The organism is Campylobacter sp. RM16190, assembly GCF_012978835.1.
Lineage (GTDB): Bacteria > Campylobacterota > Campylobacteria > Campylobacterales > Campylobacteraceae > Campylobacter_A.
Map to the genome: position 1 here is coordinate 14,481 of NZ_LIWS01000003.1, position 12,294 is coordinate 26,774.

The following is a 12,294-nucleotide window of genomic DNA, read 5'->3' on the forward strand; positions in this document are numbered from 1 at the left end:
ATTTGGGCTTATAAACAAAAAGCCCAAATTTGAAGTTTAAAATGAATATCTAACACCTAAGCCAAATCTTCTTGGATTCGCAAAGTGATTCATCCCCGATATGCCTCCGTGATGCATGAAGGTTACGACGTGAGAGTTGTTTGTGATGTTTGTTACGTATCCATAGATATCAAAGGCCTTAAACCTATATCCGGCACGAATATCGGCGGTAATCCAAGATTTTTGCTTAAATTTATTCTCAGCATCAAAATACTTATCGCCATTTCCTCTTAGATCAACTCTTGTATAAAATCCACTAGGATGAGTGTAAGTTACGCCCAAATTTAAAGTATAATTTGGAGTATTTTCTATCCTTTTATTAACCGCATTTGGATACTGGATATTCTCTTTATATTTGGTCTTATTTATGCCCAACGCTCCGCTTATATCAAGCTCATTGCTAACTCTATAAAAGGCTTCAAGCTCGATTCCGTCGCTTTTTGCTTCTCCTCCATTACTTGTAACAAATATTCCTCCCGGCAAAATAGAGTATAGATGTATATCCTTGATATCCATATGAAATGCCGATATGCTAAATCTAAGACGATTATCAAAGGCGTTACCTCTAAGCCCTATCTCGTAGTTGTGGCTCTTTTGCGCATCGAAAGCTTGCTCTTTTATGAATGCATAGTAGTTGTATCCGCCGGACAAATAACCTTGAGAATATGATAAGAACGCACTCAAATCATCATTTATCCTATAGGTTAGTCCTGCTTTAGGAAGGAATTTGTTCCAAGTTTTAGAATCGTTTAAAGTATTTATAGGAGCACCTTTAGGCATACCAAGAGGAGTCATAAAAGCCGCCATATCTATATCTTTTTTGATCTTTTGAAATCTTCCTCCAAGCGTTAATAAAAAGCTATCCGTTAGCTCATAGGTTCCTTGTCCAAAGACCGCTGCAGTATCGCCTTTTACCGTTGCAGGAGCGTCCATTTCCATCTTCATTCCGCCTTGACTAAACTGCTGACCCATTCTTTTGTTTTCAGTCTTTTCACGCTCGAAATAAAGCCCGCTAACCCACTTAAATTTATCGGCATTTATACTCGCAAGCCTAAATTCTTGAGACAAAGTATCTAAATGCACATCTTGAAACTGGATTAATCCATTAGAAGGAAGTAACGGAGCATAAGTAAAGTCGCTATCGTAAATTCCATTTGCTTTTGATTTCTTATGAGTAGTTACGGACGAAAATTTAACCCTATCAAACTCATAATCGACTCCAAAAGCTTGAGAAAAAGTTTTAACCAAGCTATATGTAGGTCCTTCAAAATTTGCTTTTTTGGCATCCTTTAAATCTATAGTGCCAAAAAATCCTGTTCCTCCTTGATAAAAATGCTCTTTAGACCTCTCCTCAACCAAAGTTAAGCGAGTGGTTAGCCTATCTGTGGGCTTGAGCGTAAAGGCTAGATCAAATTTATGATCGTTTGTTTTATTGGCTTTTTTATCGCCGTTATACTCATTTGTTATCCAGCCGTCATCCTTTGAAGCGTATCCTCCGATATTTAAGAATAAAACATCATCTATTAGCGCACCGTTTGCGTTAAAATTTCCCATCATGTAGTTATATGATCCGTATTCGCTTCCTACAGCGCCGCTCCACTCGTTTTTAGGCGGTTTTGATACGACATTTACAACACCTCCGATTGAATCTTTGCCATAAATCGTGCTTTGAGGTCCGCGCAAGATTTCAACTCTCTCGACATTGTTTAAAATAGAGTTGTAATTGCCCATATTATTGCTCGTAGAAATACCGTCTATATATATGGTAACCGGATTTGAATTAGTAAAATCGGAGTGATTTATGCCGCGAAAATTTACCCTTGTCTTGTAGATAAAATGCTCGGCACTTAGGTTTGGAATCTGGCGCATGATGCTGTCAGTATCCTTTATACGCTTTTCTTCTATCTCGTTTTCATCTATGACACTTATGCTCTGAGGAATATCTTTGATATTTTCCTCCATTTTATTGGCTGAAACCGTTACTTCTTTTAAAGAAACAGAGTCGGCTCCAAACAGACAAACGCTCGCTGCAACTGAGATAATTCCGACAAATTTTATATGATTTAAGCTCATTCAAAACTCCTTAAAAGTTATTCAAGCTTAATGCTACTATAATTTGATAATTATTACTATTATTTTTTAATGGTAAAGGGATTAAATTTAATGGTGCAGGGATTTTATGAGTAGTTTTTCTGAGCTAGAGGAATTTTTTAACGAGACTTGGGGTGGAAACGAGCGTTGCTTAAAAAATTTAAGCCTAAAAACAAATGAGATGATCTTAAACATACAGATATTTAATAACGCAAACGGTTTTGGTTACGGAATGTTTGATATGTATTTTGATGATTACAAGGTCTTTAACTCCGCAGACATAGGCAAATACTCTTTTGTCTATTTTAATACAGGCAACAGTTCGGTGTGTATGAATTACGAAAAAAATAGCACAAATAATATCTTTAAACCAAATGATGCTTGGATAGGAGTTATAAAAGAGCCTTTTAAGGGTAAAGTAACCTATGAGCGAAAAAAGCGATTTAAGAGTCAGTGTATATTTATAGACAATGAACTAATCAGCGATTTTCCTTTATTTAACGAGATAAACAGCCTTGAGCCTGCAAGTATAAAAACAAGCTCTACAAATTTAACTCAAAAACTCATCCTTCAAGACTTAGAAAATTCGCATATATATAAGGGCAAAATGAGAGAAATTTTTATAGAGGCTAAAATTTTGGAGATGATATATAAAAGTTTTTCGGCTTGCGATAACTACGAGTGCTGCAAAGGGCTAAATTTATGTGAACATGACATAGCTGCGATAAAAAAAGCTAGAGAAATTTTGCTTAAAAATATGTCAAATCCACCGTCAATCAAAGAGCTTGCCAAAATTTGTGCCATAAATGAATTTAAACTCAAAAAAGGCTTTAAACAGCATTTTAACAATACTATCTATGGCATGCTTCAAGAAGAGAGACTTAAAAACGCTAAAGAGCTTTTAATGAGAAACGATGTGAGCGTAAAAGAGGCGGCTAGTATCGTAGGATATAGATCCTTGGCGCATTTTAGTAAGATTTTTAAAGAGAAATTTAATGTGCTGCCAATGGAAATCTCAAAACATAAAAAATTTTGGATTAAAGCTTAGAATACTAAATTTTCTAATCAATGTAATTTCAGCAAAAATTAAGTAAGTTTTTAAGGGCTTTCAAACATCGATAAAATTGGGATTTGGTTGCGGAGGATGGACTTGAACCACCGACCTTCGGGTTATGAGCCCGACGAGCTACCACTGCTCTACTCCGCGATAAGTTAAAAGTGGATGGGGTAAGAGGATTCGAACCTCTGAATGTCAGGACCAAAACCTGATGCCTTACCGCTTGGCGATACCCCAATACCAAATAAGAAAACGTGATTATATTCACTTTTTTAAAATTTGTCAAGACTTTAGCGCTAAAATAACGAAGTTTCAAACAAATTTTAAATATATTAAAAAGTACTCATATAAAAACGATGCAAATTTAACTATATGCGCTACAAAATAAAAACCTAAATTATATCCATATAAGATGTATCATAAACGCCTTCAATACGCTTTTTAAGATCATCTTGCCAACCGACACTAAGACAACGTAAATTCATAAATTTATCTATCAAATTTGCATTTTCTTTAGGCGCATAAAAGACACGATTTACATCAGCCACACTCATAGAGCTATCATCCCTAGAGACCATCTCGACACTATCGCCCGCCTTGCAAGCGCCCGCCTCAAGCACTCTATAATACCAGCCACTTAGTCCGCTTCTAAAAATTTCTTTTGCCACTCCTGCGTTCATCCAGCGCTTTGAGAGCTTAAAACATGGCTTTCTAGGCTGGCTTACTTGAAGCACAAGCGAGCCGATCTTATGCACATCACCTATATATACGCTTTCTTCATGTATGCCCGAGATAGTTAAATTCTCACCCATCGCACCAAAAGGCAAATTATTTAAGCCCAAAAACTCACTCCAAACAGGATAATTTTCATAAGAGTTTGCAAATATAGCCTTCTCTGCTCCGCCGTGATGCTTCTTATCAGCCACCTCATCGCCATGAAAGCCGAATTTATCAGCATAAATTTCATCATTTGTCGCTGTTTTAAATATCGCGCTTTGCCAAATTTTATTTATCGAATTGGCCGCATTTTCATCTCCATAGGTTTGAACTTTACCTATCAATAAGGCCTTTACAATCCCCACCATAAACCTTTTTATAAATTTCTTAAATTTTATTCAATTGATTTTATAGCATATCAATAAGTATCAATATAAAAAATAGTAAGCAAGAAAAGCCATAAAAGCTTTCCTGATAACATACGTATAATCAAACAAAGTAAATTTAAGCTACATTTTGTAGATTTAATCTTCCGCCAAGCGGCTCATCATCGTCATGAAACTCAAATTTAACAGCTCTAGCCCCAAAACTCTTAGCGATAGCTTCAAGAGTGTCACGGGCAGATTTATGAATTTTGCTTTGAAGTTCGGAAATTAACTTAACAGACATCTTCTCAACCTCGCTTCTAGCCTCTTCTATAAGCCTGTTTTTATCTTCTTCTCTAAAAGTGCTTCCAAAAAAGCCGTTTAACGAATCTGGAAGCAAAAACGGGATAAACTTACCATTTTTCTCATCATAAAATTTCATATTAGCAATCGAAAATTTATATTTACATGGAGGCATTACTATTAGATATTCGCTGTTTGCAATATTTATTATATCCATCTTCGGACTGGTTAGATCATATATGAAATTTATCTCAAATTCAAATATCATCGATAGTTTTTTCTCGCTTACCAGCCATCTTAAATATTCTTTACCAAAGCTTCCAAATGCATGATCAGTCTTTGTTACTATTTCCTTGCTATAGACTTGAAAAACGGAAAGCTCACCGATAGACTTAAGCTGTAATATCTCATTGCTTATAGAAGCTTTGCTAGCTCGATTGCTGCTTGAAATTTTAACAATTTTAAACAGCATAAAAACTACAACCAATAAAAAAGCCATAAGTGCTAAAATCATATAATCAATCATATATTCTCCTTTTTTAAAGCTTTTTAGCAAAAAATAATGAATTTAGTATTAATGCTACTACTTTATATTAAAAAATTTGCCTAAACTCAAATCCTGCGCCTTTTAAGCTTTTGCTAACCTGCTCTTGATGATCCTTGCCCTTTGTCTCAAGCGTTATGATAATACTTGCATCGCCATACTCAAGCTCAGTGGAGAAGCGATCATAATCTATCTTAACGATATTGGCGTTTGCAGCTTTAAGCGCATCAGTTAAGCTTAAAAGCGCACCCGGCTTATCTATCAATGTTACTTGTATAATCATCTTGCGAGATGACTTGATAAGACCTTTTTCTATTATTATGTTTAACATCTGCACGTCGATATTACCGCCACTTAAGACTATGCCTACTTTAGAGCCTTTTTTGATCTTTACCTTGCCGTGCATAACACATGCTACACCTACTGCTCCTGCACCTTCTACGACTATCTTTTGATTTTCCAAAAGATACAAGATCGCATTAGCTATCTCCTCATCATCTACCTGCACTATCTCATCAACACACTCGATTATGTGAGCTAAAGTTATTTCGCTAGCGTCTCTAACGGCTATTCCATCGGCTATCGTACGAACCGATTTTGAGTTTATAACCTTTTTTGCATTAAAGCTATTATACATTGCAGGAGCACCCTTTGCACTTACTCCAATTACTTTTATATCGGGATTTACCTGCTTAACACAGCTTGCTACGCCGCTTATTAGTCCGCCACCACCAACAGGAACTATTATCATATCAAGATCTGCTATTTCATCAAGCATTTCAAGCCCTACTGTTCCTTGACCAGACATTACAAATTCATCATTAAATGGATGTATGAAGCTCATTCCATTTTCTTTAGCATAAGATACGGCAAATTCATAAGCTTCGTCAAAATTATCTCCGCTTAACAAAACCTCTGCACCAAGAGCCTTAGTACCGGCAACCTTTAAAAGTGGTGTAGATTCAGGCATAACGATAATAGCCTTAGCTCCAAACTCTCTAGCGCTTAAAGCGACACCTTGCGCATGATTTCCGGCACTTGCAGCCACGACACCCTTATTGCGCTCTTCTTCGCTTAAATTTGCTATCTTATTATATGCACCTCTTATTTTATATGCACCAGTACGTTGTAAATTCTCTTTTTTTAGATATACGCTAGCCCCACTCATCTGGCTAAGTCTAGTGCTATATGCGAACGGAGTCTTATCCACAAATCCGCTTATTGTGCGTTTGGCTTGTATTATTTTATTTAACGATATCATTTTTAAACCTCTCTAACTCTATTTTTATACATTTATCTTCGACAAAATTTATATTATTTTCTTTAGCTATTATTTTAGCATTTTTATTTGTGATACCAAGTTGAAGCCAAAGAGTTTTAATGCCTAAATTTATGACTTCCATTATCAAATTTTCAGCAAATTCGCCTTTTCTAAACATAACGGCTATATCTATCTTTTTATCTATCTCACTTAAGCTTCTATAGACTTTGCGACCCAAAATTTCATCCTCTTTAGGATAGATTGGAAAGATATTAAAGCCCTCTTTGATTAGAAATTTAGCTACTATATTACTAGCTTTGCTCTCATCCGGACTTAATCCTACTATAGCTATATTTTTAGATGTTTTTAATATATTATCAATTCTCATTTTTGCTCCTTAAAAGCACTCCACACTCTATATGAGTAGTGTTGGCAAACTGATCAAAAATTGCAAATTTACTTACTTTATGGCTCTTGGAAAGCTCTTTTAGATTCTCTTTTAAAGTGGTCGGATTACAGGATATGTAGATTATATTTTCATAATTTTTTATAAAATTTATTACACTTGTCTCAAGACCTACACGAGGAGGATCTACTAAGATATGAGAAAAGTTAAATTCGCTCAAATTTATTTTTTTTAAGCGATTAAATTCTCTCACGCCGGCAAAAGCTTGCATAAGCTCATCTGCCGAAAGTCTAATAAATTTTATATTATCAATACCATTTAATTTGCAATTTTTAAGCGCGTTTTCAATTGACTTCTTTGAAATCTCCGTAGCTAAAATTTTACTAAATTTATCAGCCATCGGAATAGTAAAATTTCCATGTCCGCAATACATCTCAAGCATATCACGGCTATCTTTTACACAATCTTTAGCCCAACCTATCATCTTTTCATTGACGGCTCTATTTGGCTGAATAAAGGCTCCATCACCCAAGATAAATTTATACTCTCTTTGAAGTATATTCAATCTTTCTTTTAAATTTTCACTACCACTTATTAGTTTTTTACCTCTACTTCTTGCGATAACAAAAATTTTAAACTCTTGCGCCAGAGTATCAAATTCACACTTTAAATTTGAGATATCCTTATGATATAAAAGTACTATTAGAAGTTCGTCTTTGGTCGATATAAACTCAACTCCAAACAGTTTATCTCTTAAATTTTGGTTTTTTTCTATATATTTTAAAAGAGGTGACATGATGGCAGCTATCTTAGAATCAACCTTCAAGCACTCATCAATCATTACAAATTTTTGATTTTTACCACGCATAGAGTAACTTATCTGGTTTTTATTGTGATAAATTCCAAACTCCGCTCTACTTCGGTAATAGATTGATTCTGAAGCGAAAAATTCAAACTCTCCGGCATAAAAATCTTTAAATTCTCGCTCAATATACTCTTTTTTAAATTCTATTTGCTCGGTATAAGGTAAATTCAGAGTGCAGCTTCCGCACTCTGAAACAAATTTACAATCCAAACTCAAATTAAACTTTCTGTCCTACAAATCTAACCAATAACACTACTGCCAAAAAGCCAAGAGGAAGAGCAAGCCATATACTAAGCCCTAAAGATACAGGCATATAACCTACAAGAATACTTACTGCGCATATGCTTAGAGCATAAGGCATCTGTGTTTGAACGTGATCTATGTGATTACATCCTGCACCCATTGATGAAAGTATCGTTGTGTCTGATATCGGCGAACAGTGATCGCCAAATATGGCTCCGGTTAAAACAGCTGAGATATTTACTATCATATAGGCATGAAGTGCGTCTCCTTCAAGTCCACTATTTACTCCTACAGCATTTGCAAGAGGAATGGCAAGAGGCATTAAAATTCCCATTGTTCCATAGCTTGTACCTGTAGAAAAAGATATAAATGAACCAAGAATAAATACAGCTGCAGGAAGGACTATCTTAGGCGTAGAGGCAGATAGCATATCGACAAGATATCTTGATGTGCCAAGCTCTTTTATAACAGAGCTTAAGCTCCAAGCAAGAAGCAAGATAACAATCGTTACTATCATTGTTTTCCAGCCTTTAACCCATGTCTCGATAGCCTCTTTTACGCTAAATATTTTTCTATATATACCTAAAAAGATTGCAACTATAGTCGCTAAAAGCGCGGATTGGAATAGAGCAACGGACGCATCGGCGTTACCAAATGTCTCTCTAAACGTTTCAAACGTAAACGGATTTGCCGTGGCTTTTTCAAGAGCCTCTCCTTGCAAGGCATTTAATCCGCTGAAATAAAAGCTAACAAATGCGCCTATTATAAGGACTAAAAGTGGAATAACAGCATTTGAACTTTGAAGCTTTATACCCTCCTTTGGCTCAAGAGTCTTATCTTCGACATCCACCATTCTTGACTTGGTTGAGTGAAGCTCTCCTGTGCGAGCTCTCCTTTCAGCCTTTAACATACCTCCGAATTCTCGCCCCATAAAAGCGGTACAGACTATAAAAAAGAGCATAAATAAATTGTAAAATCTATAAGGAATTGTCTCGACAAATATTCCAAAGGCATTGATATCTGTTACTCCTATTAGTTCATAACCGTTTTTAATAAGTGAGATTTCAAGCCCCACCCATGTAGAAATGATAGCAATACCGGCTATAGGAGCAGCGGTAGCATCTATGATAAAGGCTAGCTTTTCGCGACTAACCTTAAATTTATCAGTTATAGGGCGCATAATTGGACCTACGATCAAAGCATTTGCATAGTCGTCAAAAAACACAAATAGACCCATAACCCAGGTTGAAATCTGTGCCGAAATTCCAGTCTTTGCTCTTTTGCTAAGCCATAAAGCTACAGCCTTTGTGCCGCCCATTTTTGTAATTAAGGCAACAACACCTCCTATACAAAGAACTTGAAGAATAATACCGGCATTCCAACTATCTGCCATTGAGCCTACTATGCGTTGAACTATACTTATAAAGCCCTTTACAAAAGAGGTAAAAACACCGTTGTCTGCTATATTTATTAGATATGTTCCACTAAACACACCTATAAAAAGAGACAAAATAACATCTTTTGTTATAAATGCCAAAACTATAGCCACAACAGGTGGCACAAGTGTCCAAATACCAAATATCTGGGCATTTTTTGCCGCCACTTCAGGATCTACGGCAAAAGCCAAGATAGGCAATAAAAATAAGAATAAAAATTTTTGCACTCTCTTTCCTTTGTATTAAATTTAATTTTTCTCCACATGAAGCCCTGCCCAAGTCTGAGCAGTAGCCATCAGCTCTACAATGTTTATATTCACATGCTTTGGCATATTTATACAGTTTACAACAATAGTCGCTATATCTTGCGCGGTTATAGGCTCAACGCCCGCATAAACCTCATTAGCACGCTCTATATCACCTTTAAACCTTACCTCACTAAATTCAGTCTTACAAATACCTGGTGCAATCTCCGTCACGCGAATACCAGTGCCTTTTAGATCGTTCCTTATATTTCTGCTAAACTGCTTGACAAAGGCCTTTGAAGCTCCGTACACATGACTTCCAGGATACGGCCAAGCGCCAGCGGTAGAGCCTAGATTAAAGACATATCCGCTCTTTCTAGCAGCCATTATGGGCAAAACAGCTTTAGTGGAGTACAAAAGCCCTTTTATATTAGTATCTATCATTGTTTCAAGGTCATCCACACTTGTTTGCAATATTCCATCTATGCCTAGTGCGAGACCTGCATTATTAACCAAAATTTCAATATCTTTAAAAGATTCTGGAAGATTTTTTACAGCCTCAAAAAGAGCATCCTTATCTCTTATATCACACTCTATTATGTGAGTATTTTTAATCTCCTTGACTAATTTTTCCAATCTATCCCTTCGGCGTCCTAGAGCTATTATTTTATAACCCTCTTTTGAGAGCCTTCTTGCTATCGCATCGCCAAATCCGGATGTTGCTCCGGTTATAAAAGCCGTTCCTTTCACCACTACCCCTTCTAATTATCAAAATTTGACTTTAAGCCAAGAGCTTTTAAATACTGCAAATTTGCCTCTTTTTTGCCCATTATCGCATAATCAAAAGCGTTAAATCCGGCATCATCTACAGCATTTAAATCAACACCTACGGATATTAAAAATTTTAAAATTTCCACATCACTTTTACGAGCAGCCTCCATAAAAATAGTTCTTGATGTATGCTCAAAGTCGCAAGGTTTTATATAGCTTGGTAAAACCTCTCCTAGATTTGAAGCATAAGCAAGCTTTGTGTTTATATCAATAGTCCTCTTGCTTACATCAGCTCCGTGCTCTACAAGTAGCTTTACGAGATTAAGATCATTTAGTCCTACAGCCTTAAAAAGAGGGGTTTGTCCTAGCAAATTTGAATAATTTACGTCGGCACCGTTTTTAAGTAGCAGTTCAACACTTTTTAAATTATTAAGAGCGAAAAAAAGAGGGCTCTCATACCCACTATTAATATCTACTCCTATTTGTATAAACTCTTTAAGAATATCTATGCTTTTATCATAAAGCAGCGCGGTTTCAAAAGCTTTTTGCAAAGAGTCTTTAGAAATCTTTCCGGAGTATATAAACTCGTTTATATCATTTTTTGAGAATTTAGGATCACTAACGCGCTTTTGCACTTCGCTAATATCTAACATGCTGGTCGCAAAATCCTCTTTTTGTATCGCAATTGCAAATTTTAAAAACTCATTTGCAATCTTTGTGGCATAGTAGATAGCGCTGCCCTCATCCATTCTAAAACTGGACATATAGTGTTTTACGGTAGGACCAAGAGCCTCATTATAGTTTTTGTTAAACACTCTAAATAGTAAAAAATTTGAAAGAGTTTGATGCCCCCAGTATCTAAAAAAAGCTCTATTTTGTTCAAGCTCTTTTTCATATTCTTCGGATTCAAGAAGAGTTTGTGCATAAATTTCAGGTTCAATTCCGGCTTTTAAAAGCATAAATTTAAAATTATTTAAATTTATATCCGCAATTTTTCCTACACAAGAGCGACTCTCCGATCTTATTTTAGTTGAGGTGTCAAGCAGATTTTCTATATGCTTTAAATTTAAAAGAGAACTTGAGCATCTAAAATCAATGGCTGTTAATCCTGCTGCCTCGATATTAAAATTTGCAGAAAAAACACGTAGTTTATTGGCTAAAATTTCATCGCAGTCAAGTCTGCCATCATCTAATATACTTCCAAAAGTAAGGGGTACAAAAAATAAAAATAATAAAATTGCCTTTATGGCAAACCCCATTTCGCAACTCCTCTTTTTAAGAACTGGATTAAATTTCAATCAATTACTTTAATTTTGCCAAAATTTTAATTATAAGATTTTACAAAATTTCGTTTTATACTTTTATAAAGTCCGATTATATAACAATATTTTTTAAACGAAAGTGGCTTTTTGCAATATTTAGATAAAACATCTTAAAGAATTTAAATTATTTCCAGATTTACTCAAATTTAACACTTTCAAAAGCATTTTTTAGCTTTTCGTACAGAGGATGAAAAGGCACCCCATTCACTCTTAGATCGGCAATAGAAGTTATAAAGTTGGTATCTCTTTCCCATCTTGGCACTAGGTGATAATGCACGTGCTCAGCTATTCCAGCACCCGCAGCCTTTCCTAAATTCATTCCGATATTTACGCCCATTGCACCAAGCTCTCTTTTTAATATTTCCACACCCTTTCTTACAAATCTACTCATTTCTATCCAAGCCTCATCGTTTAGGCTTTCAATTTTTTCAAAATGCTCGTATGGTATTACCATAAAATGGCCCGGAGTATACGGATATAGATTCATCACACCAAAGCAATGCTTAGCACGAAATAAGACTCCATTTTTTTCGTCATTTTCCGGATGTTTTACAACATCGCAAAATACGCATCCGGACATTTTCTTGCTAAAATACTCACTTCTCCAAGGCGCACAAATATGTTCCATA

The 12,294-nt window shown here is 35.6% G+C and carries 11 protein-coding genes and 2 tRNA genes; 1 reads left to right on the plus strand and 12 read right to left on the minus strand.

The window, feature by feature from the left end:
- Positions 1-36: 36 nt before the first annotated feature.
- Positions 37-2,112 carry a TonB-dependent receptor gene (locus CDOM16190_RS03875; RefSeq protein WP_170018966.1) on the minus strand — a complete coding sequence of 692 codons (2,076 nt, stop codon included), beginning with the start codon at positions 2,110-2,112 and terminating at the stop codon, positions 37-39.
- A gap of 106 nt (positions 2,113-2,218) precedes the next feature.
- Between CDOM16190_RS03875 and CDOM16190_RS03880 the strand changes: the two genes are divergently transcribed.
- Positions 2,219-3,178: a helix-turn-helix transcriptional regulator gene (locus CDOM16190_RS03880; RefSeq protein WP_170018967.1), complete on the plus strand. Its 960-nt coding sequence runs from the start codon at positions 2,219-2,221 to the stop codon at positions 3,176-3,178.
- An 84-nt stretch (positions 3,179-3,262) separates the two neighbouring features.
- Here the strand turns inward: CDOM16190_RS03880 and CDOM16190_RS03885 are convergent.
- The 11 genes from CDOM16190_RS03885 to CDOM16190_RS03935 all read right to left on the minus strand — a co-directional run bounded on the left by CDOM16190_RS03885 (position 3,263) and on the right by CDOM16190_RS03935 (position 12,293).
- Positions 3,263-3,337: transfer RNA gene (locus CDOM16190_RS03885), tRNA-Met, on the minus strand.
- Positions 3,338-3,349: 12 nt separating this feature from the next.
- A tRNA-Gln gene (locus CDOM16190_RS03890) sits at positions 3,350-3,424 on the minus strand.
- Positions 3,425-3,579: 155 nt separating this feature from the next.
- Positions 3,580-4,269 carry an MOSC domain-containing protein gene (locus tag CDOM16190_RS03895; RefSeq protein ID WP_169974013.1) on the minus strand — a complete coding sequence of 230 codons (690 nt, stop codon included), beginning with the start codon at positions 4,267-4,269 and terminating at the stop codon, positions 3,580-3,582.
- Positions 4,270-4,408: 139 nt separating this feature from the next.
- Positions 4,409-5,044, minus strand: coding sequence for a DUF4230 domain-containing protein (locus CDOM16190_RS03900; protein ID WP_249934115.1), 636 nt, complete (start codon positions 5,042-5,044; stop codon positions 4,409-4,411).
- Between the two features lie 121 nt (positions 5,045-5,165).
- A complete protein-coding gene (gene ilvA / locus CDOM16190_RS03905; RefSeq protein ID WP_170018969.1) occupies positions 5,166-6,377 on the minus strand; it encodes a threonine ammonia-lyase in 1,212 nt (403 codons plus the stop codon).
- Positions 6,361-6,765: a CoA-binding protein gene (locus CDOM16190_RS03910; protein ID WP_170018970.1), complete on the minus strand. Its 405-nt coding sequence runs from the start codon at positions 6,763-6,765 to the stop codon at positions 6,361-6,363. The genes ilvA and CDOM16190_RS03910 overlap by 17 nt, the downstream gene beginning before the upstream one ends.
- Complete coding sequence (gene trmA, locus CDOM16190_RS03915; RefSeq protein ID WP_170019165.1) at positions 6,755-7,858, minus strand: tRNA (uridine(54)-C5)-methyltransferase TrmA; 1,104 nt, start codon at positions 7,856-7,858, stop codon at positions 6,755-6,757. The genes CDOM16190_RS03910 and trmA overlap by 11 nt, the downstream gene beginning before the upstream one ends.
- A 7-nt stretch (positions 7,859-7,865) precedes the next feature.
- Positions 7,866-9,554 (minus strand): Na+/H+ antiporter NhaC family protein, encoded by a 1,689-nt coding sequence (locus tag CDOM16190_RS03920; protein ID WP_170018971.1) that lies wholly within the window; start codon positions 9,552-9,554, stop codon positions 7,866-7,868.
- A 21-nt stretch (positions 9,555-9,575) separates the two neighbouring features.
- Positions 9,576-10,322, minus strand: coding sequence for an SDR family NAD(P)-dependent oxidoreductase (locus tag CDOM16190_RS03925; protein WP_170018972.1), 747 nt, complete (start codon positions 10,320-10,322; stop codon positions 9,576-9,578).
- Positions 10,323-10,333: 11 nt separating this feature from the next.
- Positions 10,334-11,602: an ankyrin repeat domain-containing protein gene (locus CDOM16190_RS03930; RefSeq protein WP_170018973.1), complete on the minus strand. Its 1,269-nt coding sequence runs from the start codon at positions 11,600-11,602 to the stop codon at positions 10,334-10,336.
- A 199-nt stretch (positions 11,603-11,801) separates the two neighbouring features.
- On the minus strand, positions 11,802-12,293 hold the full coding sequence (locus CDOM16190_RS03935) for an HIT family protein (protein WP_169973997.1): 492 nt from the start codon (positions 12,291-12,293) through the stop codon (positions 11,802-11,804).
- Between the last annotated feature and the right edge of the window lies 1 nt (position 12,294).

Excerpts from the sequence above, each read along its gene's own strand:
- ilvA (WP_170018969.1), bottom strand. The coding sequence starts at position 6,377 with ATGATATCGTTAAATAAAATAATACAAGCCAAACGCACAATAAGCGGA.
- CDOM16190_RS03930 (WP_170018973.1), bottom strand. The coding sequence starts at position 11,602 with ATGGGGTTTGCCATAAAGGCAATTTTATTATTTTTATTTTTTGTACCC.
- CDOM16190_RS03880 (WP_170018967.1), top strand. The coding sequence starts at position 2,219 with ATGAGTAGTTTTTCTGAGCTAGAGGAATTTTTTAACGAGACTTGGGGT.
- CDOM16190_RS03935 (WP_169973997.1), bottom strand. The coding sequence starts at position 12,293 with ATGGAACATATTTGTGCGCCTTGGAGAAGTGAGTATTTTAGCAAGAAA.
- CDOM16190_RS03910 (WP_170018970.1), bottom strand. The coding sequence starts at position 6,765 with ATGAGAATTGATAATATATTAAAAACATCTAAAAATATAGCTATAGTA.
- CDOM16190_RS03900 (WP_249934115.1), bottom strand. The coding sequence starts at position 5,044 with ATGCTGTTTAAAATTGTTAAAATTTCAAGCAGCAATCGAGCTAGCAAA.
- CDOM16190_RS03875 (WP_170018966.1), bottom strand. The coding sequence starts at position 2,112 with ATGAGCTTAAATCATATAAAATTTGTCGGAATTATCTCAGTTGCAGCG.